24 protein-coding genes and 1 tRNA gene are annotated in these 24855 nt (G+C 33.3%); 18 read left to right on the forward strand and 7 right to left on the reverse strand.

Features of this window, described 5'->3' with window-relative positions; translation table 11 throughout:
- Nucleotides 1-499, forward strand: a 499-nt coding sequence (gene trmB, locus ACW2QF_RS04345; RefSeq protein WP_455714772.1) for a tRNA (guanosine(46)-N7)-methyltransferase TrmB, incomplete at its 5' end; no start/stop codon positions are given.
- A gap of 278 nt (nt 500-777) precedes the next feature.
- Nucleotides 778-1095, forward strand: a complete 318-nt coding sequence (gene trxA, locus ACW2QF_RS04350; protein ID WP_455714773.1) for a thioredoxin — start codon at nt 778-780, stop codon at nt 1093-1095.
- Nucleotides 1096-1243: 148 nt separating this feature from the next.
- Here the strand turns inward: trxA and ACW2QF_RS04355 are convergent, their stop codons facing one another.
- On the reverse strand, nt 1244-2491 hold the full coding sequence (locus ACW2QF_RS04355) for an AI-2E family transporter (RefSeq protein WP_455714774.1): 1248 nt from the start codon (nt 2489-2491) through the stop codon (nt 1244-1246).
- A 227-nt stretch (nt 2492-2718) separates the two neighbouring features.
- Here ACW2QF_RS04355 and ACW2QF_RS04360 point away from each other — a divergent pair.
- The 5 genes from ACW2QF_RS04360 (at nt 2719) to yfcE (ending at nt 8758) form a co-directional block, all read left to right on the forward strand.
- Nucleotides 2719-2791: transfer RNA gene (locus ACW2QF_RS04360), tRNA-Lys, on the forward strand.
- Between the two features lie 90 nt (nt 2792-2881).
- Nucleotides 2882-3838, forward strand: coding sequence for an L-lactate dehydrogenase (locus tag ACW2QF_RS04365; RefSeq protein ID WP_455714775.1), 957 nt, complete (start codon nt 2882-2884; stop codon nt 3836-3838).
- 520 nt (nt 3839-4358) lie between these two features.
- Nucleotides 4359-6377 (forward strand): Dam family site-specific DNA-(adenine-N6)-methyltransferase, encoded by a 2019-nt coding sequence (locus ACW2QF_RS04370; RefSeq protein ID WP_455714776.1) that lies wholly within the window; start codon nt 4359-4361, stop codon nt 6375-6377.
- Nucleotides 6374-8140, forward strand: a complete 1767-nt coding sequence (locus ACW2QF_RS04375; RefSeq protein WP_455714777.1) for a restriction endonuclease FokI C-terminal domain-containing protein — start codon at nt 6374-6376, stop codon at nt 8138-8140. The genes ACW2QF_RS04370 and ACW2QF_RS04375 overlap by 4 nt, the downstream gene beginning before the upstream one ends.
- A 75-nt stretch (nt 8141-8215) precedes the next feature.
- A complete protein-coding gene (gene yfcE, locus ACW2QF_RS04380) occupies nt 8216-8758 on the forward strand; it encodes a phosphodiesterase (RefSeq protein ID WP_455714778.1) in 543 nt (180 codons plus the stop codon).
- Here the strand turns inward: yfcE and ACW2QF_RS04385 are convergent.
- Nucleotides 8755-9279: a cob(I)yrinic acid a,c-diamide adenosyltransferase gene (locus ACW2QF_RS04385; RefSeq protein ID WP_455714779.1), complete on the reverse strand. Its 525-nt coding sequence runs from the start codon at nt 9277-9279 to the stop codon at nt 8755-8757. The genes yfcE and ACW2QF_RS04385 overlap by 4 nt on opposite strands.
- A 177-nt stretch (nt 9280-9456) precedes the next feature.
- On the opposite strand from ACW2QF_RS04385, the gene ACW2QF_RS04390 reads away from it, so the two are divergent.
- Together ACW2QF_RS04390 and ACW2QF_RS04395 are read left to right on the forward strand one after the other, a co-directional pair.
- Nucleotides 9457-10575, forward strand: coding sequence for a rhomboid family intramembrane serine protease (locus ACW2QF_RS04390; protein ID WP_455714780.1), 1119 nt, complete (start codon nt 9457-9459; stop codon nt 10573-10575).
- A 62-nt stretch (nt 10576-10637) separates the two neighbouring features.
- Complete coding sequence (locus ACW2QF_RS04395) at nt 10638-11621, forward strand: SCP2 sterol-binding domain-containing protein (protein ID WP_455714781.1); 984 nt, start codon at nt 10638-10640, stop codon at nt 11619-11621.
- A 192-nt stretch (nt 11622-11813) separates the two neighbouring features.
- Here ACW2QF_RS04395 and ACW2QF_RS04400 read toward each other — a convergent pair whose 3' ends face one another.
- Nucleotides 11814-12584 carry a sensor histidine kinase gene (locus tag ACW2QF_RS04400; protein ID WP_455714782.1) on the reverse strand — a complete coding sequence of 257 codons (771 nt, stop codon included), beginning with the start codon at nt 12582-12584 and terminating at the stop codon, nt 11814-11816.
- 443 nt (nt 12585-13027) lie between these two features.
- Here ACW2QF_RS04400 and ACW2QF_RS04405 point away from each other — a divergent pair, with 443 nt between their 5' ends.
- Nucleotides 13028-13444 carry an HIT family protein gene (locus ACW2QF_RS04405; protein ID WP_455714783.1) on the forward strand — a complete coding sequence of 139 codons (417 nt, stop codon included), beginning with the start codon at nt 13028-13030 and terminating at the stop codon, nt 13442-13444.
- Between the two features lie 83 nt (nt 13445-13527).
- Here ACW2QF_RS04405 and ACW2QF_RS04410 read toward each other — a convergent pair whose 3' ends face one another.
- Genes ACW2QF_RS04410 through ACW2QF_RS04420 form a run of 3 tightly spaced genes read right to left on the reverse strand, consistent with a single transcriptional unit; the run spans nt 13528 to nt 15779 of the window.
- Nucleotides 13528-14595 carry an undecaprenyldiphospho-muramoylpentapeptide beta-N-acetylglucosaminyltransferase gene (locus tag ACW2QF_RS04410; RefSeq protein ID WP_455714784.1) on the reverse strand — a complete coding sequence of 356 codons (1068 nt, stop codon included), beginning with the start codon at nt 14593-14595 and terminating at the stop codon, nt 13528-13530.
- Nucleotides 14596-14636: 41 nt separating this feature from the next.
- Nucleotides 14637-15536 (reverse strand): radical SAM/SPASM domain-containing protein, encoded by a 900-nt coding sequence (locus tag ACW2QF_RS04415; RefSeq protein ID WP_455714785.1) that lies wholly within the window; start codon nt 15534-15536, stop codon nt 14637-14639.
- Nucleotides 15537-15779, reverse strand: coding sequence for a TIGR03905 family TSCPD domain-containing protein (locus ACW2QF_RS04420; protein ID WP_455714786.1), 243 nt, complete (start codon nt 15777-15779; stop codon nt 15537-15539). It abuts the gene before it with no gap.
- 150 nt (nt 15780-15929) lie between these two features.
- Here ACW2QF_RS04420 and ACW2QF_RS04425 point away from each other — a divergent pair, with 150 nt between their 5' ends.
- The 8 genes from ACW2QF_RS04425 (at nt 15930) to ACW2QF_RS04460 (ending at nt 24119) form a co-directional block, all read left to right on the forward strand.
- Nucleotides 15930-16625, forward strand: coding sequence for a 5'-methylthioadenosine/adenosylhomocysteine nucleosidase (locus ACW2QF_RS04425; RefSeq protein WP_455714787.1), 696 nt, complete (start codon nt 15930-15932; stop codon nt 16623-16625).
- Between the two features lie 191 nt (nt 16626-16816).
- Nucleotides 16817-17881: a hypothetical protein gene (locus tag ACW2QF_RS04430; protein ID WP_455714788.1), complete on the forward strand. Its 1065-nt coding sequence runs from the start codon at nt 16817-16819 to the stop codon at nt 17879-17881.
- 174 nt (nt 17882-18055) lie between these two features.
- Nucleotides 18056-19405 carry a glucose-6-phosphate isomerase gene (locus ACW2QF_RS04435; protein ID WP_455714789.1) on the forward strand — a complete coding sequence of 450 codons (1350 nt, stop codon included), beginning with the start codon at nt 18056-18058 and terminating at the stop codon, nt 19403-19405.
- 255 nt (nt 19406-19660) lie between these two features.
- Nucleotides 19661-20947: an MATE family efflux transporter gene (locus ACW2QF_RS04440; protein ID WP_455714790.1), complete on the forward strand. Its 1287-nt coding sequence runs from the start codon at nt 19661-19663 to the stop codon at nt 20945-20947.
- A 193-nt stretch (nt 20948-21140) separates the two neighbouring features.
- A complete protein-coding gene (locus ACW2QF_RS04445) occupies nt 21141-21563 on the forward strand; it encodes a Fur family transcriptional regulator (protein ID WP_455714791.1) in 423 nt (140 codons plus the stop codon).
- A gap of 42 nt (nt 21564-21605) precedes the next feature.
- A complete protein-coding gene (locus ACW2QF_RS04450; protein ID WP_455714792.1) occupies nt 21606-22604 on the forward strand; it encodes a metal ABC transporter substrate-binding protein in 999 nt (332 codons plus the stop codon).
- A gap of 1 nt (nt 22605) precedes the next feature.
- Nucleotides 22606-23310: a metal ABC transporter ATP-binding protein gene (locus ACW2QF_RS04455; protein WP_455714793.1), complete on the forward strand. Its 705-nt coding sequence runs from the start codon at nt 22606-22608 to the stop codon at nt 23308-23310.
- 2 nt (nt 23311-23312) lie between these two features.
- The gene (locus ACW2QF_RS04460; RefSeq protein WP_455714800.1) at nt 23313-24119 is read left to right on the forward strand and encodes a metal ABC transporter permease; all 807 of its coding nucleotides are present in this window, start codon (nt 23313-23315) and stop codon (nt 24117-24119) included.
- An 81-nt stretch (nt 24120-24200) separates the two neighbouring features.
- Here the strand turns inward: ACW2QF_RS04460 and ACW2QF_RS04465 are convergent, their stop codons facing one another.
- Nucleotides 24201-24470 carry a hypothetical protein gene (locus ACW2QF_RS04465; RefSeq protein ID WP_455714794.1) on the reverse strand — a complete coding sequence of 90 codons (270 nt, stop codon included), beginning with the start codon at nt 24468-24470 and terminating at the stop codon, nt 24201-24203.
- Nucleotides 24471-24855 lie beyond the last annotated feature (385 nt).

The following is a 24855-nucleotide window of genomic DNA, read 5'->3' on the forward strand; positions in this document are numbered from 1 at the left end:
GGGTAAGGGAAAATTTATTCAGACTCTAGCAATGAATAATCCGAATATTAATTATATCGGTATTGAAAAGTACTCAAGTGTTCTTATTCGAGCAATTGAAAAACAAAATGAATTAGATATTGAGAACTTATATTTCATAAGAATGGATGCAGAAGAAATTGTAGACATCTTTGAAAAAGGTGAAGTAGATCAAATCTATCTTAATTTCTCAGATCCATGGCCAAAAGATCGTCATGCAAAGAGAAGATTAACTTCAAAAGAGTTTTTTGGTAGATATAATTTAATTCTTAACAAAGATGGTCTTGTAATCTTTAAGACAGATAACAAAGACTTATTTGATTTCTCAGTCGAAGAGATACCACAAGCAAACTGGAAACTTAAAGACGTAACATATGATCTTCATAATAGTGAATTTGTAGAAGGTAATGTTATGACCGAGTATGAAGAAAAGTTTGTAACAGAAGGAAAACCGATTAATAGACTTGTTGCATATCGCTAGTCTATTAGTAAGAACAGGAACTCACAAATTCGATGTGTGAAACATGACTTATTGCATATAATAGAATTGTATTATATTATATGAATTAGATTGAAAGGGGTACGATTTTATATATGGGGAAATCAATTAAGTCAAGCATCGCACGTTCATTAAGTGGCAATATGTCACTTAATAAAAAATCTATACAGCTCAAGCGTTCTTGGGATGATGTAGAGAAGATATTAGGATCCGTAGGATCAAAAAAGAAAAAATAATAATAACATTGGAGGAAAAAAGAGATGGCATTCGTATTTACAGATGAAAATTTTGAACAAGAAGCATTACAAGGTGAAGGATTAAAAGTAATTGATTTTTACGCAGACTGGTGTGGACCATGTAAGATGATGGGACCAGTAGTTGAAGAGTTAGCAGAAAGTTTTAAGGACCAAGTAAAGATTGGTAAGCTAAATGTTGATAATTCTCCAGCAGCAGCTGCAAAATACAAAGTTATGACTATTCCTACTATCATATTTATTAAAGATGGGAATGTTTTAGAGACTATAGTTGGTATAGTATCAAAGGCACAATTAGAAGAAAAAATAAACGCATATAAGTAATAGCATAAAGTATTCACACACCGGAAAGAAACAATTCCAAGAAGCTGAATGCCTATGACGAACATTTCATATTCGCCATAGGCACGCATCTTTTTGGAATTATTTTTTTATCGATTGTGACACTTTGTACGACAGCCCTTTTGTATACTTAATCTCTATCAAGTTCTTCTATAGTAATGTTTTTATCATCTAGACGATGTGTAATTGCTTTATTGAGTAGATAAGCAATGACAGCTGTGATTGGAACGCCTAAGAACATACCGATAACCCCCATACATGCACCACCTACAGTAATACCAAAGATAACCCAAAGTGGTCTTAACCCAGTGGATTCGCCTAGGATTTTAGGACCGAGATATAAACCATCGAATTGTTGTAATACAAGAATCATGAAAGCAAATACCACAGCCTTTATTGGATCAGTAGCTAAGAAAAGAAGAACTCCTGGTACTGCACCGATAAATGGCCCAAAGTATGGAATCATATTCGTAATACCTACAATTACACTTAACAAAATAGCATAGTTAAGATGTAAGAGGTTCATTAATACATAGCAAATAACACCGATAATTAAGGAATCAATTGTTTTACCAACAATAAATCTATTAAAGATGGAATTACATTCTTTCGCATTAGTAAAGATTGCGTTTGCCTTTGGCTCAGAAACGAAACAATAAATAATGCGTTTAGCATTCTTTTTCAAAGTATTCTTATCAGATAGCATATAACAAGAAATAACAATAGATAAAACAAGGTTAATGATTAGACGCACGATGGATACGGAAATATTAATAAGTGTAGGAAATACATCGGATAACAAGTTTGTTCCATAACTTATTAATTCAGGAATAGCTTCATTAATCTTATTTTCTATAACAGTGAAATCAACATAAGGAAAGATTTCTTCTAAATTCTGAAAATAATAAATTGCAGTTTCAGATATGCTAGTAATAGTACCGCTTAACTCGGATAAAGTTATTAGTAATTCTGGTATAATATAGATTAACGAGATAGCAATGATACCAATAACAATTAAGTAAGATAATACGATTGATAATATTTTTCTAACTGTATTATGCTTAATCTTAAGCGTCTTTAATAATAAACGATTATCTATAGCAATTACAATTGGATTTAGAATATATGCAATAAAAAATGCAACAATAAATGGTGTTAGTACATTAATTATTTGTTTTACAGCTGAAACGGTATAGGAGAAATTAACGATAAGACTAATTATTATAGTTCCTATAGCGATAACAGCTAGGGCATATATGCTTATAGTAAAATAGTTACGATTGGTTTGAAACTTATGAGAATGTATCTCATCGGATGAACCAGAAGTTTTAAGTGATTTTGAGGTGGTATTTTCCTTTTGTTTTTGATTTGGATTCACCAACTTTGTCCTCCTTGATTAAAATAGTTAAAATAGTTACTAATTAGTATATAAAGAAAAAAAGATATTATCAATACTATAAAGAAAAGAATATATAACAGATATTAGCAATAAATCGTTTATATTGTTTGAATTAACACAATTTTAAATAAATTTAAAAAAAAATAAAAATAGTACTTGCAATTTGTTTTTTGGTACGATATAATAATTCTTGCGTTAAGACGTATGCGCTAATAGCTCAGCTGGTAGAGCACCTGACTCTTAATCAGGGTGTCCAGGGTTCGAACCCCTGTTGGCGTATTATAAAGTACCGATTTTGAAGACGAAGGAGCTTCGGGGTTGGTGCTTTTTTTGTATATAAGAATTCTAGAGATAGCAAAGGGGTAGAATATGACATTAAATAGAAGTAAAATAGCTATTGTAGGTTGTGGTTTCGTAGGATCTTCTACAGCCTTCAGTTTATTGACACAAGGTGTCTGTGATGAAATCATTCTTATAGACATTAATAAAGAAAAAGCATACGGAGAAGTTTTGGACTTAAAGAACTCTATCGAATATCTAAACCGTAACATAAAGGTTGTAGTTGGAACGTATGAAGATTGTAAAGATGTCGATATCGTTGTAATTACTGCAAGTGCACCAATGATTGAGACGAAAGAACAGAATAGATTAAGTATGTTAGAATCATCTGCCAAGATTGTTAAAAGTATTGTTGAACCAATTATGAAGAGTGGATTTGATGGACACTTCATTATTATCTCTAATCCAGTAGATATTATGGCTTATTATGTATACAAATTATCTGGATTACCTAAGAATCAAGTTATTGGTACTGGTACATCGCTTGATTCTGCCAGACTGAAAAACTTTATCGCTGATTTGGTAAATGTTGATCCAAGAAGCGTCTATGCGTATACAATGGGTGAACATGGCGATTCACAGATGGTACCATGGTCTTGTGTAACAGTTGGTGGTAAAGCATTTTACGATGTAATAGCAGATAATAAAGAACTTCTTGGTGACGTTGACCTTGATGAACTTGTTCACGAGACAACTAGAGCAGGATGGGAGATTTTTAATAGAAAAGGAACAACCTATTATGGTATCGCAACATCAACAGTAGGTATCATCAAAGCTATTTTAAATGATGAAAATAAAATCATACCAGTATCAACATTACTAGAAGGAGAATACGGAGAAGAAGGAATCTTCTGTGGAGTACCTGTTATTCTAAATCGTACTGGAGCCGCTGATGTGCTAGAAATCCACATGGAAGAGGATGAAATGGAGAAATTCAAGAAATCAGCAAATGTTATTAGAGACTATATTAGTAAGTTAAATGTGTAGGTAGTTGTTAAATAAACGTATGTAGCTAAGTTTTATAAAGAGGAAGTGACCTATAAAGATAGGAAGCTTCCTCTATTTTTATATCTTGATAATTAGTAATTTATTTGTGCTTCAGTAAAGTAAATAAGCAAAACTCTTAACAAAGTGAATCTGCTTCTTAGCTGGCGTACAATGACTAAAAAACGATAGCGAAACACCTATAGTACTTCTTGGTGTGTACTAAGTAACCGAGGAAGGCGAGGCATGGAAGCCGAGCCAGCCTGAGCTGAGGCAGGATGCCGAATCGAAGGCGTTTTCGTATCATTTGGACAACCTAAAGTACACACATAGAAGTACTTAGGTGAGTAGCGTGTTTTGTGTCATAGTACGCCAGCTAAGAAGCTATCACCATGTAAAACAGAGTTTTGCTTTCAGCCCTAAGAGAACGCAAAAACCTGAAAACCAAAAATATGTTCTTGTTTTTTCGTACAAGATACTTTATAATAACAACAAGGATGTTTTGGGATGTGGAGGAAGAGACGTGAGATACATTGGAAGTAAAGCTGCATTATTAGATGAAATAGATAAAATGATTGCCAGGAATACAAGTGGAAGGGAAGAATCCTTTTGTGATATCTTCGCTGGAACAGGTATTGTAGCTAGATATTTTAAGCCGAGATATGCAGTTACGTCCAACGATATCTTGCATTTTTCTTATGTTATGCAAAAGGCAACCATCGAGAATAATTTACCGCCTGATTTTACTAAGTTGATAGAAATGGGGATTGAAGACCCAATTGCGTACTTAGAAGAGGCAAAGATAGATAACGTAACTTATGGGGATGATACCTTTTTTATTGCAAAACATTATTCTCCACATGACACGTGTACAAGAATGTATCTTACCAATGAGAATGCTCTACGAATTGATTTCATTCGCAATACCATTCAGGATTGGTTTGATAAAGGATACATTAATGAGAATACATTTTACTACCTTCTTGCAGGATTGTTAGAGGGGGTTCCTTTCGTATCTAATATTACAGGAACCTATGGAGCTTATCTTAAGGACTGGGATAAGCGTGCCCATAAGAGGTTTGAGATGATTCGTCTAGAAGTAGTAGACAATGAAAAGGAAAATCATAGCTATAATGAGGATGCACTTTCTTTAGTAACGAAGGTTGAGGGAGATATTCTATATATTGATCCACCTTATAATTCAAGACAGTACGCACCGAATTACCATCTATTAGAGACTATCTCCAAGTACGATTATCCAGAAATTAAGGGTGTTACAGGAATCCGCCCGTATGAGGAACTGAAATCACCATTCTGTATTAAAACAAAGGTTGAAGAAGCTTTTGATACCTTGATTAAAGAAGCAAAGTTTACACATATTATAGTTAGTTATAGTAGTGAAGGACTTATGAATGAGTATCAAATTGAAACTATTCTTAAGCGTTATGGTGACCCTAAGACCTATCAACTAAAGAAAATCCCATATCGTAAGTATAAAGGGAAACTAAACTCTAAGGGTAAGACTTTATATGAATATCTATTCTACATTAAAAAGACTCAGGTAGCAAGTGAGTTAGACGACGACAAGTTAGTAGGAACTAATACAGGAAAACTTAGCGTATTAAGCAAGAAGCAAGGTATTCATAGTAGTGGTAAATATATTAAGAGCCCTCTTAACTATATCGGAGGCAAATATAAATTATTACCGCAGATTATTCCGTTGTTTCCAAGTAATATTCATACCTTTGTAGACCTGTTTTGTGGAGGTTGCAATGTAAGTATGAATGTCCAAGCAGATCGTATTATTTGCAATGATATTAATACCAAGATTGTTGATTTATATAAAGCATTTAAGAAGATGCCTATTAATAAGATTATTGATCGTATTGAAAAGAATATTGAGGAATATGGATTGTCAAAAGAGAATGAAGAAGGATTCAAGAGGTTTAGAGATTATTATAATGAGACCGGAGATCCTATTGATTTGTATACGTTAACATGCTATTCCTTTAACTATCAATTCCGATTTAATAATAATTTGGAATACAACAATCCATTTGGTAGAAATAGAAGTCAGTTTTCGGATAATATGAGAAAAAATCTATATTTGTTCGTAGATAGATTGCAATCCATGAATATCTCATTCTCAAGTAAAGACTTTAGTAAAGTGTCCCTTAGAAATCTATCAGAAGGGGATTTTATCTACTGTGATCCACCATATTATATAACAACAGGGACGTATAATGATGGAAATCGAGGATTCAAAGACTGGAAAGAAGAACAAGAACGAGGTCTATATAAGTACTTAGATAAGGCAGACAAGAAAGGAATTAAATTTGCATTATCTAATGTTATGGAACATAAGGGAAGACATAACGATATATTAGAGACATGGAGTAAGAAATATAATGTAATTGATTTAAATTTTGATTATTCGAATGCCAGTTATAATACATCAAGGGGAAGAAGTAGAGAAGTATTAATTACCAACTATGAAGTTACAAACAATAGGAATAGGGATATTAAAGGAGATAAGGTATGATAACAGTATGGCCAGTAGAGACAACCAGTTTTCGTTCATTTGGCTGGGTTCAAGATCCTAGTAATCTACGAAGTCTATGCAATGTTACGGCAATATTTGATGAAACTTCACCAATGCATCAAGCTCTAATTTCATCTATTATACCTGAACTAGTAGAGCAACGAGATGGCAGAGATGAACTCTTAGAGGCCCTGAATAAAAGACCGTTGCGTATTGCATATAGCAAGTTAGTAGGAACTGCATTCAAGCCAAGAAGTGCATCAAGATGTAATGGAATCGTACAAGCTACAGTTAAAGGTCAGGTAAGGCCGTTTATAGGTGAATGGCAAGCAGATAATTTCGTACGATGGGCCTATGCATTTCATTTTATTCGATATAATTATGAGGATGATACCTTTGAAATTACTAGGGAAGGTAGAGAGTTAGTAAAAGCCAGAGGTGAGGAAGAAGAGTTAACGAAGGAAGAGACGGAGTTGTTAACAAGAGCGGCCTTATCTTATCCGCCAGCTGTAAGAATACTGCGATTATTAGCGGAGGAAGATGCACATCTTACAAAGTTTGAACTTGGAAAACAGTTGGGCTTTATAGGAGAAGGTGGATTTACAAGTTTACCTCAAAGCGTGTTACTACGTACCTTGGCCATAACCGATGACCCATCTGAGATCAATAAGATGAAAGCTGATTGGGAGGGGTCAAGTGACAAATATGCTAGAATGATTTCAAAGTGGTTAGCAAAACTAGGTCTTGTTGAAGCAGTCCCTAAAGAGTTCCAGGTATCCATTCGTAACGAGGTGCATGCAGTTACCATTGGACAAGCTTATCAGATAACTGCCAAAGGGTTTATGGCTCTGAATCATAGCAGTGGAAAAAGTTCTTATAAGAAGTTACCTAAGAATATGTGTTTTGAAATGTTAGCGACAAAAGCAGGGGATCGGGAGTATCTAAGAACAAGAAGAGCGTATATCTTGAAATTCCTATCAGAAGCAAAACAAGGTATTACACTACATGAATTAATAGATAAATTAGCTTCATGCGGTTTAGAGTGTAATGAGGGTAGTATATCAGATGATATTAATGGATTGATTAACATTGGTTTGAATATAACATGTAAAAACAACTTATATTATATAGAAGATGTACTAAATGATTTTTTAATACCTACAGCTAGGATAGAAGGAAAATCAGAAGTAGAGACAATTAAAGAACAGTTAAGGGGAGAATTAACACATCTTTCCCATGAATATCTAGGTTTATTAGATTTAGCTTATGATAGTAAGCAAAATCGCTTATTTGAACTTAAGACATTGCAGTTATTAACAGAAGAGTGTGGCTTTGAAGGTTTACACCTAGGAGGCAGCCGTAAACCAGATGGAATTGTATATACCAATGATATGACTGATGTGGGCAAAGAAAATTACGGTATTATTATTGATACTAAGGCATATTCAGGTGGTTATTCACTTCCAATTTCTCAAGCAGACGAGATGGAACGTTATATTGGAGAAAATCAAACACGTGATATTCGTGTGAATCCAAATCAGTGGTGGAATAACTTTGGTAATGATGTAACGGAATATTATTATATGTTTGTAGCAGGACATTTTAAAGGGAAATACAAAGAACAAATAGATAGAATTAATTGCAATAAAAATATAAAAGGAGCAGCGGTATCAATACAGGAATTACTCCGTATAGCTAATGATTATAAGGCTGGTAAAATCACACACGAGGATGTAAAATCAATATTATTTACAAAAGTGTAGGTTAAGGAATCTTAGAGTGAAAATAATGCATTTAAATTTGTTGGTTAACTATATTCGTTGAAAGAAGGAATCTATATGAAATTAATGATTGCATCGGATATTCATGGTTCTGAATATTATTGCGAGAAACTTTTACAAAGATATAGGGAAGAAAAAGCAGATAAATTAATATTACTAGGGGATATTCTATATCATGGTCCTAGAAATGATCTGTCAAAAGGGTATAGTCCCAAAGGTGTTATTAGTTTACTGAACGATTGTAAGGACGAAATCTTATGTGTTAGAGGAAATTGTGAAGCAGAAGTAGATCAAATGGTATTAGAGTTTTCTGTATTATCAGATTCTATGATTTTGTATTTAGATAATCGCATGGTATTTGCTACACATGGACATGTATTTAATAAAGAAAATCTACCTAAATTAAAAAAAGGAGATATTCTTCTTCATGGACATACTCATGTACAGGCGCTAGAAGAATGTGATGGCTTCCTATATTTAAATCCAGGCTCTGTTTCAATACCTAAGAATGGGAATGAGAATAGTTACATGGTTTATGAGAATGCAACATACACAATTAAGAATCTAGAAGGAAAAGAAATTGACTCTCTCAAGGTTTAGAGTTCAATCCCTTCCCTAGGTAATACGCCCTTATCGTAAGGATGACGGACTTTCTTAATGTCTGATATATAATCGGCTACATCAAGTAGCTCAACAGCAGGATGTTTGCCGGTCATAACAACTTCTAACTGTTCTGGTTTTGTACGAAGGAAATTCATTAAGTAGTCAGAATCTATAAAGTGGTAGGAGTATGCATAAGTAACTTCATCAAGAATTAGCAGGTCATAGTTTTCATCTATGGCCTTTTTGCATGCTTCTTTTAATAAAGTGTTATAATATTCATAGGCTTGTTCTTTTTCATCATCTGTAAGGCTATAATAATAACCAAATACTTTGGAGGTTGGAATCACTGTAATATAAGGCTGCGAAGATAGAGCGGATAATTCACTAGAAGAGTTAGTCTTCATAAATCTTGTTAGTAAAACCTTCTTATTAGCACCTGCAGCACGTAAAGCCAAACCCAGTGCAGCAGTGGTTTTACCTTTACCATCTCCACAATATACGTGAATATATCCTTTCATATTCTTTGTTCCTTTCTATAAGTAACTCAAGTAGTAAGAATCGGCTAACTTAAAGTTAGCGCATTATAAAAATGTTCATAATATAGAATGAGCTAATAAATAAAATTTATACATATATTAAGAGGAAGAAGAAAATTATATACATACATCTTGTTTTCTCTGCCTAGGTGAATTATCATGATAAATAGATTAAATAAAGGATGTGAAACCATGATTGATTCTTTAACGAGAGAATTTAGAAATAGAAATTATGATGAAATAGAAATTAATAGTCATAATTCCTTTGTATTTTATCAAGTGAAAGATGAAGGAGTCTATATTATCTCATTGTTTGCATATGCTAACAATACTGAAAATTCTGTAGCAGATATAATAGATGTCTACAATAAAATAATAACTCAAATTAAGTGGAATTTTATTAAAGAGGGGTACCGCAATATTAATGTACTTCATGTGATAATTTCTGATAATATTAGTTTAGCAAAGGAATTTATCAAAGATTCTGATACGTATTGGATTATTAATGAGAGTACGGACCAGCTTGTTATATTTGAAAATCAAAAATCAGAGTTTTTAGATGTTAAGGAGAATATTGAACAAGTTTTAGACTGTAGAGATAGCGGTTATAGTTCTATTTATCAAGACGGGAGAGTGTCAGATGGGATTCTTAACAAGTTGAAGAAGATGTTATCAAATATGTCTGGGATGATGATTACTTGTTGTATTTTATTCATGAATGTTGTTATATTTATCATTATGGACTGGTCTTACGATTGGTCAGTTTATAACTCTTTTGTTGAACAAGGTGGTATTAGCTATGATACGATTATTCATAATCATCAGTATTATAGGTTCTTAACCCATATGTTTCTCCATGCAGATATAAATCACTTGTTTGGAAATATGCTTGTACTATTCTTTATTGGAACCCAAGTTGAAAAAAGAATTGGTAGTTTTAGATACACAATTTTGTATTTTGTTGGGGGAATAGTTGCAGCGGTTACTTCCCTAGGATATAATAGATTACATGACAGTAGTATGTTGTCTATTGGAGCTTCAGGTGCAATATTCGCAATAGTTGGAGCATTGGTGGTAATCATTATATTTAATAGAAACGAGTTTGCACAGATTGGTTTACAACGACTACTTTTCTTTGTTGCACTTACAATTTTTAGTGGAATGAATACACAAGGGATTGATAATGCAGCACATGTGGGCGGTCTTCTTGCTGGTTTAGTACTAGGTCAAGTCTTATACCTAGGAGCTAAGAATAAGGGAAAGAATAACTATAGCTAACAATGATAATAATTTAGAAAGGGCCATGTATCGTAGTCTGTTACGATATAGAAGGGTGTAATATGCGAGTTAATATCTACTATGGTGGAAGAGGGTTAATTGAAGATCCTACAATATATGTTATGAATAAAATGATAGAGGTTCTTGAGGAGCTTCGTGTTGAAGTTACAAAATATAATCTCTATGAGGATAAGAATTCTATTACTGTTTTGCCTAAGACATTAAAAGAAGCAGATGGAATTATATTAGCAACGAATCTAGAATGGTGGGGAATTGGAGGCTATATGCAGCAATTTCTTGATGCTTGTTGGTTATATGGTGACAAAGAACATATTAGTAAACTCTATATGATGCCAATCGTTATGTCTAACACATACGGGGAGCGAGAAACCCAATTATCGCTTGTGAGAGCCTGGGAAGTACTTGGAGGTATTCTGTGTGAAGGTATATGCGCTTACGTTGCTGACCATGTAGAATTTGAAACCAATCCGGCATATAAATTAATTATTGAGAAGAAAGCAGAAGCATTATATCGTAGTATAAGCCAAAAACAAAAAGGTTTCCCATCAAGTTGTAGTGCTATCAATCGTAGCGTTTTAAGAAGTAAAAGCATCGAATTAACCCCACAAGAGAGTGAACAATTATCAATGTATGTATCCGATGATACATATGTTAAGAAGCAAAAAGAAGATATTGAAGAATTAGCAAGTATGTTTAAAGAAATATTAGGGGAGTCTAACAATAGTGAACCTTTTATTAAGAAAATTAAAGATAGCTTTAACCCTTTACAAGGATTCGCTGGTTCATTTGAGATCACTTTATCGGATGACAATAAGGTTATCGTAATTGATATTAAGGATGAGAATATTAAGTGCTATTATGGCAATATGGAAGATGCAGATGTATTGATTAAGACTACTAATAGCATAATGGATAACATTGTTAAGGGTAGAACTACTTTACAAAAGTCGTTTATGACGGGAGAATTATCAGCAAAAGGAAACTTTGCTTTATTAAGAAATTTTGATTCTGTATTTCGATTTTAGGTAATCAAACAGAATAAAAACCTCAAAGTACTAATTGGGAGTTTAAGTACTTGAGGTTTTTGTATTGTCTAATTAATTGGGAGTTAATTAGATAGACTCTTGTGGTCTCTTGACGGATGGGCCAATCGAATTGGGAGTTTACAATTGGCGTATGTGTTTTTTGTGGTATTTGTTTTAACTAATTTTGTGGTCTTAATAATGCAGAGGGAGAAATACTTTAAATTCTGTCCAAGTGCTATCAAACAGACATTGTATAAATCCATCGTGGGCATGTATAATTTGATCTGTTATTGCAAGCCCCATTCCCGTACCATTTGGCTTGTATGTAATAAAAGGCTTGAATATATTATGCTGTTCACTTGGATCTAGCGGTTCTCCATTATTTTTAAAAGAGATGGATATATACCTGGTATTACTATCTGATATGTCTAAGCGACTTACTTCATCTTGAATCTGAATATAAAGCTCTCCAGAATCATGAATTGCTTCTACTGCATTCTTAATGATATTAGTAAAAGCTTGTCTTAACTTAATTGAGTCACATACAAATGTCATTAATTTGGATTTGACATCTTCTGTAGCATCAAGTTGTATCTTAATATCATTTTTAGCGGTATGTATTTGAAAACTATGGCTGAGTTTTTGTAGCATCTCGTATATATTAGTAGATTCCAAAGTAAGTTTATTACTATGGTTGTAAGTAGTTACATCTTCTAATAATAGAATTAAGTCACTAATGTCATCTGTGAGCTGTTCCCATAGATTGCTTCCTGCAACTTCCGGGTAGTGAGATTCAATTAGTTGTACGGTGCTACTTATTAATGTTAATGGATTTCTTATCTCATGTGTGATTTGAGAAATTACAAATTGGTGTTGAGATTCCATTTGTTTTAATGCTTCATCAAACTCTTCATTTTCTTCACAAAGTTGATGAAGTTTCGCTGTTGCCTTATCATAATACATAATCATCACCTCTTTTACATATATTACCAACATAATATGAGAATTTCAACTAATTTTTGTTTACAACAATCGACAAATGCAAGCTAATTTTATAAGTATACTTTGATTTTTAAGATTTTTGTGTCTAAAAAAATCGTAATAAGAAGAAGAGAAGAATAAAATAGTGTATTATTTTTTTATCTAATAGTAAAAAATAGTTGAATTAAAATCAAAAAGCATGTGTAAGCACCAATAATCTCCATAAAATACAGGCGGATAATATCCTTCGACAACATATGTAATATATTTTTTACTATGTATATTTAACAAATTAATGTTTAAAATTAATAAAGTGTGAGTTATAATGTAACATATGATGAGTAGCAAATCTTTAGAATAATATTAACCCAAATATAATTTAAATTAAAAGTTAAAATAATACTTAAAAACACGGAGGAACAACAATGAAGGATAATTGTATTTTCTGTAAAATAGCAGCAGGGGAAATTCCATCGTATACGATTTATGAAGATGATGATTTTAAAGCATTTATGGATATATCACCAGCGTCTAAGGGGCACACAATTTTAATACCGAAACAGCATGCAGATAATATTTTTGAATTAGATGAAACGGTAGCATCAAAGTTACTTCCAGTAGCATCAAGAATTGCTAAGGCGTTAAAAGCTGAACTTCAATGTGAAGGCCTAAATCTATTACAAAATAATGGTGAAATAGCGGGACAAACAGTATTTCATTTTCATATGCACTTAATCCCTAGATATGAAGGAGATAAGGTAGTTGTTAAATGGGTACAAGACAAGTATGAAGGTGAGCCACTTGAACAGCTAAGTGAAAGAATAAAAAATCATTTGCAATAAATAATAGCTATAACATAGAAAAGACAAACCTCTTGTGGGTACGTAGAGATTTGTCTTTTCCTTTATTATCAAAAAGCTTTCTACTATTTTTTTGTAAGACTTTCTATTAGTGTAACGATAGAAGCTACTGCATCATTCAATTTGCTTTCGCCCATTTTAGTTGAGTAAGCGGCACGATTTTCATATACTTCTTTAACAGCCTTTAATAAAGTATCTTCTGTTAATTCTTCTTCTGGTATTACATAACTAAAACCTTGTTTCTTGAAGGAAGCAGCATTAAGTATTTGGTCACCACGGCTTTGTGCAGCTGATAATGGTATCAAGATATTTGGCTTTTTAAGTGCAAGTAACTCACAGATTGCATTTGCACCTGCACGAGAGATTACAATGTCAGCGCAGGCTAGTAAGTCGCTAAGTTCTTCTTTAATATATTCATATTGAACATATCCCTTTTTACCTACTAGAGTATTATCAACTTTACCCTTACCGCATAAGTGAATAATCTGGAATTGTTCCAATAAAGTATCTAAAACCTTACGAACCGCGTCATTTACAACCACAGAACCAAGACTTCCACCTACAATTAGGATAACAGGTTTGTTCTGAGAAAAACCACAGAAATCAAGACCCTTTAACTTGTTCCCAGAGAAAAGCTCCTTACGAATTGGAGAGCCTGTTAAGACAGCTTTTCCTTCAGGAAGATTATTCAAAGTTTCAGGAAAGTTTGCACATACTTTAGTTGCAGAAGGAATACAGATACGATTAGCAAGGCCAGGGGTCATATCTGATTCATGAATAATCGTTGGAACTTTCCTCTTCTTAGCAGCTAAAACAACAGGAACTGTTACAAATCCCCCTTTAGAAAATATAACGTCTGGTTTTAACTCTTTGATTAGTTTTTTGGCTTCAAGGTAGCCCTTCATTACTTTGAATGGATCGCTAAAGTTTTTAAGATCAAAGTAACGTCTTAGTTTACCAGAAGATATACCATGATATGGTATGTCAAGATCTTCAATTAGTTTACGTTCCATTCCATCATAAGAACCAATATATTGTATATCATATCCGGCAGCTTTTAGTGCGGGAATTAGTGCGATGTTTGGTGTAACATGCCCAGCAGTACCACCACCAGTAAGTATAATTCGTTTCATAATTAACCTCCATTCCTTTTTATGATTGGTTCATTTGCTTTTTAAGTAAAACGATGTCGATATCCACAACGCTTGCAAAGTTCTTCGACTACTAAGTGATTCTTAAATCCTTGTAGCATGTTTTGCGCTCGAGTGCTATTAATAATAGTAGAAAATGATGATGAGAAGATATTACCAAGTGCAATATCACCTTCATTATCTAAACAACATGGTACTACAGTTCCGTCTACTAATATAGCGGCTTGTGTACCTAGACCATAACAAAATCCTGTAGTGCTTAACACGGGTACATTAAGATTTGGCCATTCAAATCTCTGGTCTTGATTTAGGAAGACACGATCCATCAGCTTTATACCGCGTGTGATTTTCTCAGGTTCAATAGTAAGATCAAAGGATTTTTCTAAAAGAGAAAGTACGTGACGGTTCTTGTCATGAGTAATAGAGCTAGAACTCTCACCTTCTAAATTCCAAAGACGTAAAGCAGTAATAGCCTTAGTGTGTGTACTCATGAATTTAGCATAATCTATGATTGGATTTATATAGTCGTCAAGTTCTTTAAAGATAGACGGGGGTATCTGGTTATTCACTGATAACTTCTCTTCGTGTTCAAAACTATGAAGAGATACATTCACTTGTCGTAAAGCAGTTGAATGATATAAGATTTCCTTTTTCTTTGGAATCAATGTTCCGTTGGTCGTTATATTGGCATGCATTTGGTATTTTTCACATAACGATAAAATATCCTGTAGCTTTTCATGTAACAGAGGTTCTCCTTTAACATGAAGATAAACATAATCAGTATAAGGTGAAATTTCTGTTAGAATATGTTCAAAGTCTTCTGTCGACATGTAAGTATGTTTTCTAGTGGACTTTGGGCAGAAGCTACAGGATAGATTACAAATATTCGTTATTTCTATATAGATACGCTTAAACGGTTTCAATTATTTGTGTGAATAAGCTTTTAAAGCTTGTGCTAATTGATCTGGGCATGAAGTTGGACGGAATCCACATTTTACGCCTTCAAGTCTATTAATTACCTCATTAACGGACATGCCTTCCACTAATTTGGATATACCTTGTGTGTTACCTGAACAACCACCAACGAAATTTACACTTTTGATGATGTCGTCTTCGATTTCAAGTTGAATTTCTTTGCTACATACACCAGATGTTTTGTAATTCATACTATATCTCCTAACAAATAAAATATTTAATCTAGTGTATTATTTTATATTAGTTTCCCTTTATTTGCAATGAAAATTCATATAATCTTGCATTTATTTATTAGAAATGGTAAAGTCTAATATAAATGTAAATAAATCAGGAGGACAAGTATGAAGATTGGCATTATCGGAGCAATGGAACAAGAAGTTGCTAATTTGAAGGAGTTAATGGAAGTAGATAGAACGATAAGTAAAGCGAGCATGATATTTATGAGCGGTAAGCTAAGAGGTAAAGAAATAGTTATTGTTCGTAGTGGAATTGGCAAAGTCAATGCTGCTGTATGTACACAAATTCTAATTGATAAATTCGATGTGGATGTTGTTATTAATACAGGGGTAGCAGGTTCCCTTCGTAATGAGATTAACATTGGAGATATTGTGTTATCAACAGATGCAATTACACATGATATGGATGCAACCGGATTTGGATACGAAGTTGGAGTGATACCGCAGATGGATAACTCTGTTTTTGTTGCTGATGAAAAGTTAATTGGTATCGCTAAAAATGTTTGCCAAGAAGTAAATCCTGATATTAATGTATTCGAGGGAAGAGTTCTTAGTGGAGACCAATTCATCTCAGATCGTGATAAGAAAGAATGGCTTGTAAACCAATTTGGAGGTTTTTGTACTGAGATGGAAGGTGCAGCAATTGCACAAACGGCATATCTTAACAAGATACCTTTCCTAGTAATAAGAGCAATCTCAGATAAAGCGGATAACAGTGCTGAGATGGATTATAGTGAATTCGAAGCAAAGGCAATTGAACATACTGTTAATTTGGTTTGTGGATTAGTTGAACAAATATAAGTATGACAGCAATGGTTGATTTATCGTCGACCGTTGCTGTTTTTTGTTGGTATCAAGATGTTAGACCATTTAAGTGTAAAGATAGCAAGTAATTTGTCAATGACTTTTGTGGTCAAGTACCTTTTCAAATAAAAAAGAATACGTTATAATGTATGTAAAATTATGGGAATTATGAAAGGGGAATTTGCTATATGATACAGCAACTATATGACAATTATATCTTTATTTATGGAATGGCAGGATTGTGTGTACTGGGAACGTTATTAAAGATTATGGTGAGTCGTACATATAAAAGACTAATTAAGGCTTCTGATAATATGGGTTCAACTAATCATAAATTAATGAAATTAATGAAAATGAAGTTCGAGGCTTACTACAAATTGAAGATAGGTGTTAATAATGTGGATAGTTTTGTGGATAAGTATGTATACAGGCATAGAATTTGTGGAATTCACTTATACACATGGGAGAATATCGGTGGGCAACTTCTTATCTTGTGCCTTCTAGCAGGCACAGTTGGCTCGGTTTTGGGGCTTGCATATGATTGTGGAAAAAATGATATTCTAGTAACATTCTTTACTGGGGTGTTTACTAGTAGCTTGTTGATAGTTGTGGAAAGCTTTATAAATTTAGGAGCAAAGAAGAGTATTTTGAAAGCTAATATTACAGATTATCTAGAGAATTTCTTAAAAGTCCGTTTGGAGCAAGAAAATTTTACTCCAGAAACGCTAGAAGAGTATAGACAAGAGTATTTTAATAATACATTAAAGAAGGATAGTAAAAGAGATAATAAGAAAGAAGTTAAAAAAGATGTTAAGAAGGAAGCGAAGAAGGAAGAAAAACAATCGCTTACATCTGTTATAGAGGATAAGGATACAAAAAATCAAAGAATAGCAGATCCGCTAAAGTCTGAAGAGGCCTTAAAGCTTGCAAGAGAAAAAGAAAGAGAGAAAAGTAAAAAAGAACGTGATAAAGAAATGTTACTAAGAGAGAAAGAACTTAATATAAGACAATCTAAAATGCAGCAAGTTGATTTGCAACCTACATATCCTGTGAAAGGGGACGGTGGTGAGGATATGCGTTTCTTAATAAAGAATCTAGCAGATACAGCAGCTAGTAAAGAGGGATCACCTGAGGAACAAGAACAAATTATGCCTAAGGAAAAAATAGATACCAAAAAAGAAGTAGAACACAAATCTAGAACAGAAAATGATGAAAAAATCATAGAAGATATTCTAAAAGAGTTTTTAGCATAGAATAGAAAACGATTAATATAATATCTTTGCAAAAATTTACGAAAATCTGTGTAATTTTAATATTGAATATATAAACTCCATTTGTTAAAATGGGTCTATTGAGTACACTTGAGAAGTATAAGAGTCTTAATGTACAATCTAGTGCGCTAATTTTAACAAAGGAGTGTTAATACAATGAAAACAAGAGTTTCATTTGATTACTCAGCAGCCAAGAAATTTATCTCTAATGAAGAAATCAAGATGATGGAAGTAATTGCTGAGGGTGCAAAAAACCAGTTACTTGACAAATCAGGTGCAGGTAATGATTTTTTGGGGTGGATTGATCTTCCTGTTAATTACGACAAAGAGGAATTTACAAGAATTCAAGCAGCAGCTAAAAAGATTCAAAGCGATTCTGAGGTTTTATTAGTTGTTGGTATTGGTGGATCTTACTTAGGAGCTAGAGCAGCTATTGAATTCTTACGCCATAGTTTTTATAATTCCGTGTCGAAAGAGATTAGAAAAACTCCAGAAATCTATTATGTAGGAAATAATATTAGTAGTACGTATATTAGTCACTTAATTGAAACAATTGGTGACAGAGATTTTTCTGTTAATATAATCAGTAAATCTGGTACTACAACAGAGCCAGCAATTGCATTCCGTGTATTCAAGAAAATGTTAATTGAGAAATACGGAAAAGAAGAAGCTGCAAAACGTATCTATGCTACAACTGATAAGGAAAAAGGAGCACTTAAAAACCTCGCTACAGAAGAAGGTTATGAAAGCTTCGTAGTACCTGATGATATTGGTGGTAGATTCTCAGTATTAACAGCTGTTGGTTTATTACCAATCGCAGTTAGTGGTGCTGACATTACTAAGTTAATGGAAGGTGCCGCAAGTATGAGAGAACGTTGTTTAAACAATTCATATGAAGAGAATGATGCAGTTTTATATGCAACAATTCGTAATATCTTACTTAGAAAAGGTAAAAATATTGAAATCTTAGCAAACTATGAGCCAGCTCTTCACTATGTAAATGAATGGTGGAAGCAATTATATGGTGAAAGTGAAGGTAAGGATAATAAAGGTATCTTCCCAGCAGCAGTTGATTTAACAACAGATCTACACTCTATGGGACAATTTATCCAAGATGGACAAAGAACTATGTTCGAAACAGTAGTTAACCTTGAAAAACCAACTTGTGAAATTATCTTAGAGGAAGAAGAAGTTGACTTAGACGGATTAAATTACTTAGCTGGTAAATCTGTTGATTTTGTTAATAAGAGTGCAATGAAAGGTACTTTATTAGCTCACACAGATGGAGATGTTCCAAACCTTATTGTTAATATACCAGAACAAACTGAGTTCTACTTAGGTGAATTATTCTATTTCTTTGAATTTGCTTGTGGTGTAAGTGGTTATATCTTAGGTGTTAATCCATTTGATCAACCAGGTGTTGAAAGCTACAAGAAAAACATGTTTGCTTTACTTGGAAAACCAGGATTTGAAGCACAAAGAGAAGAATTATTAAAGAGATTATAATCATATAACATATAGTAAATAATAAAGAGGCTATCCTTAAGTTACGATAACTTATAGGATAGCCTTTTTGCATATATATCTGATTTCATTTCACATGTAGTTAGCACATTCTATATTTATAAAAAATATCTGATAAAATAATTGATTTTTTATATGCTACATGCAATAATGGCAATAGAGTGTGGGACACGTGTGTCACACAGTATACAATCTACATTATCAGAGATATTGCTAGAATACAAAGGAGGAAACAGTATGGTTAAGGAATTGACTAGTGGAAATCCATCAAAGTTGATTTTATCGTATTCTGTACCATTGCTAATAGGTAATATATTTCAACAGTTATACAGTATGGTTGATACCATAATAGTAGGAAAAAGTATTGGAGTTGATGCGCTAGCAGCAGTAGGTGCCACAGGTGGTTTATCATTTTTGGTTATTGGATTTGCAACTGGTTTAACAAGTGGTTTTGCAGTAATTGCAGCACAGAAGTTTGGGGCAAAGGATATGGATGGATTACGCCATTCTGTGGGAATTTCCATTATTCTATCTGTCTTTACTACAATTGTTTTGACAGCACTGAGCCTATTGGCTTCGAAACCCTTACTTAAACTTATGAATACACCAGATAATATTATTGGGGATTCACAAAAATTTATTAATATTATCTTCATGGGAATGGCATGTACCATGTTTTACAATATGATAGCATGTATTCTGCGTGCAATTGGAGATAGTAAAACTCCACTATATTTCTTAATAGTGGCTTCGATTCTAAATGTAATATTAGACCTAGTTTTTATTCTCGTGTTCCATATGGGTGTGGAAGGTGCAGCTTGGGCAACCGTTATATCACAAGGAGTAGCAGGAGCTCTGTGTCTAATCTATGCAATGAAAAAGTATAGCATACTAAAACTAACAAAAAAGGATTTTAAATATGATTCTAAGTTTGCATGGAAACACTGGAAATTAGGATTACCAATGGCATTACAGTTTTCCGTAACTGCAATTGGTGTTCTTGTATTACAAAGCTCTTTAAATTTATTTAGTTCGGACAAAATTGCTGCCTATACAGCAGCAAGTAAGGTAGAACAACTTCTAACACAGCCAGCAGGTACCTTTGGTATAACAATGGCAAACTATGCAGGACAGAATTTAGGTGCTGGAAGAATCGATAGAGTTAAAGAAGGTGTAAAAAAATGTTCTATGATTACACTTATCTTTGCAGTAGCGGCGAGCATAATACTATTACTCTTTGGTAGACCACTTACAAGTCTGTTTGTAGATGGAAATAAGATAGCAGTATTTGAAAGCGCTCAGACCTATTTGACAGTTATTGCAATCTTCTTACCGGTACTTAATATGTTGTTTGTATATCGTAATGTATTGCAAGGTATAGGGCGTAGTTTTATGCCATTTATGGCAGGTGTATTTGAATTGATTGCAAGAACAATATGTGCATTTACTTTGCCAACGATGATAGGATTTACAGGTATATGTTTGGCGGGACCAATTGCATGGTTTCGGCAGCAATACCATTAGCTATTGCTTATTATGTTATCATTAGGAAGCCAGAGTATATATAAAACCGCCCTATATAAGATAATAATTTTTATCAATAAGAGGGATTATAAGAATTAGATTTGACAAATAATGAAAATAGGAATACAATATGAAATTGAAATCGGATTTCATATTGTATTTTTTAATTTATTAATATTAGGAGGCTTGGATTATGGCCACTTCAAATGAGTATAAAACAAAACAGAGAGAAATTATTCAAACTTATCTTGAGAATCATGGAGAAAATCATGTGACAATTGATGAGGTGTTAAGCCATCTGCGCGATAACAATATTTCGGTGGGAAGAACCACGATTTATAGATATATGGAGAAATTGACTGAGGCAGGAACTTTGAGGAAATACTTTTTAGAAGAAGGTATGGGGGCTTGCTATCAATATGTTGGTGAGAATGAGCAGTGTCAATCCCATTTTCATCTTAAATGTATTAAATGTGGTGTTTTATTGCATGTAAAATGTGATTATTTAGCGGGAGCTGATAAACACATTCTAGAAGAGCATGGTTTTGAAATAGATAATACAAAAACAGTTTTTTATGGTTGGTGTAAGTCATGCAAAGAAAATAAAGAAATCTGATACATGGTAAAGTTTATAAGATTATGAAAGGTAAATGGTATTATGAAACGTTATACGAAATTACAAGTACTAATAAGTGTAGTATGTATTACGGTCTTGTTGTTAGTAGGGTGCTCTAAAGCGAATACAACAGATAGTAAAGAAACACAAAGTGATAGTACATCTAAAATTAAAGTAGTAACAACGCTATTTCCACAATATGATTTTGCAAATCAAATTGGAAAGGATGCAGTAGAAGTTAAAATGTTACTAAAACCTGGTGTTGAGAGTCATACGTATGAGCCAGCACCAAGTGACATAATAGAAATTAATAAGGCAGATATATTTTTATATACTGGTGATGAAATGGAACCTTGGGTAGCTAAGATTCTAGATAGTTTGGATAGTGATGTTATGATTGTAGATTTATCAAAGAATATTACGCTTGATAAGGTAGAGGATCATGATCACGAGCATGAGGATGAAGAGCATCTTCACGAGGAAGAGGAAGAACACGATGAAGACCATGTACATTCCTATGACCCTCATATCTGGACAAATCCTTTGAACGCTAAAGTTATGGTGGAAGACATTACGGAAGCCTTAAGTGAAGTAGATGAATCAAATAAAGAAAACTTTGAAAACAATGCAAAAGAGTATATGGATAGTCTTGATAAATTAGATCAAGATATACGTGAGGTAGTAAAGCAGGCTAAGAGAAAAGAAGTAGTATTCGGTGGTAGATTTGCATTCCATAATTTCTTTGAGGAATATGGGCTAGATTATGTATCTGCTTATGATTCTTGTTCTGCTGAAACAGAACCTAGTGCAAAGGTGATTGCAACAATTATTGATAAAGTTAACGAAGATGAAATACCCGTTGTCTTCTATGAAGAATTGGCTAATCCAAAAGTTGCAGAGTCAATTGCTAGTGCAACTGGCGCTAAGACATTGTTATTGCATTCTTGTCATAATGTATCTACGGATGATTATAAGAATGGTTCGACCTATTTAAGTTTAATGTATCAGAATCTTGAAAACCTTAAGGAGGCTCTTAACTAATATGAGTATTGTTACATGCAAAGATATCAGTTTTGAATATGACGGAAAAGTTGCAGTTGATCAAGTTAGCTTTACAATTGAACAAGGAGACTATCTTTGCATAGTAGGCGAGAATGGTTCTGGTAAAAGTACTTTAGTAAAGGGACTTATGGGATTGATAAAACCCAAAAGTGGAAAGTTCGAGATCAATAAAGAACTTACTCCAGGAGGAATTGGATATCTACCTCAGCAGACTGAATCGCAAAAGGATTTTCCTGCCTCTGTATATGAAGTAGTTTTATCTGGTTGTATTAGGAGTAAAGGGTTAAGGCCGTTTTATAACGCAAAAGAAAAAGAGCGTGTAAAGGACAATTTAGAACGTCTTAAGATCTATGATTTAAGACATAAGAGCTATAGAGAGTTATCAGGTGGCCAACAGCAAAGAGTTTTATTAGCAAGAGCTCTTTGTGCTACGGATTCTCTACTGGTATTAGATGAACCTGTTACAGGACTAGATCCTGTAGTTACAGCTGAACTTTATGATATTATTAAGGAATTAAATCGAAGAGATCATGTAACGATTATTATGGTTTCACATGATGTTCGTATGGCAATAAAAAGTGCCAATAAGATATTGCAGATGGGACAGAAGGTATTATTCTTTGGAGAAACCAAAGATTATATAAAAACTTCCTGTGCAAAAGCGTTGTTAGGAGGGGAACATTGATGATACAGACATTACAAGAGATGCTATCGTATCCATTTATATCAAGAGCGGTAATCGTTGGAATATTAGTATCATTATGTGCCGCATTATTAGGTGTAAGCTTGGTTTTGAAGCGGTTTTCTATGATCGGTGATGGATTATCACACGTATCCTTCGGTGCATTATCCATTGCTATGGCCATGAATATCGCGCCACTTAAACTCAGTATTCCCGTGGTTGTTATCGCTGCATTCTTTTTGTTACGACTTAGTAACAATAGTAAAATTAAAGGGGATGCTTTGATTGCTTTGATATCAAGTAGTTCGCTTGCAATTGGTGTTATTGTCATATCGAGAACCACTGGTATGAATGCAGATGTAGATAGCTATATGTTCGGAAGTATATTAGCTATGAGTAATGAGGACGTTAAACTAAGTATAGCATTATCAATTATAGTCCTTATTCTATTCATACTATTCTATAATCAACTATTTAATGTTACTTTTGATGAAAGCTTCTCAAAGGCAGCAGGAATTAACGTTTCCTTATATAACATGCTCATTGCATTCTTAACGGCAATTACGATCGTATTAGGTATGCGTATGATGGGAGCAATGCTCATATCTAGTTTGATTATATTCCCTGCTCTAAGTTCAATGAGAATATTTAAAAGCTTTCGTTCAGTAGTAATTAGCTCAGCCGCTATATCGGTAATATGCTTTATCGTTGGTATGATATTGTCTTATCAATATTCTATACCGGTTGGAGCAAGTGTAGTTGTAGTGAATCTGAGTGTATTGATAGTATGTAGTTTAGTTGGAAAACATTAAATAGAGACATAGTAATAAGCAGTTACCAAGACATTTCTAAAACAAATGTGGTTGGCAACTGCTTATTTAATGTAGTAAATACTAATCTTCTTCAATTACATGAATCTCAAGAAAATCAAATTCAATCTGATCAATAAAATTATCTTGTGTAAATCTTGTCTTATCATGGCGTTTAAAATCTTCAATATTAGAATCCAACCATATTGGTTTTGACAAATCAAATTCATAGCAGATTGTATCGATGGCGTCATATATCTTTTTGGTGCGATTTAGAGTTAAGTCGTCATTCTCAACTGTGAAATCACGTAACATTCTATTATTCGTAAATATCTTTCCCCATAAGCGGAACATAGTATTTCAACTCTCTTTCTATACGAAAACTGTTTGTAGTATATCATGAAATGTTTTGATACACAATGTGATTATATGAAGATTTATGCAAATTGTAACTCTTCTACAATGTAATTTATCTTGAAATGGTTACATTCAAATAATCCTAGAGTACTTATTTATGCACTTCCAGTGATAGTGCTGCTAGGGAGAGATTATTGTTCAGATTCTATTGTATGTGGAGGATTTGAATAAACAAGTAGATTATTGAAAGTATCAATTAGATTAATCGATTCCATTCTAAGTGAAAAGGTATTATTTCTTGAAAAACCATTTAAAAGACGATATAATTTGGATTATCAGTTCAACACGATGTTAAGATAATAATGTAGGAATTGTAGGATAG

The organism is Anaerosporobacter sp., assembly GCF_965301125.1.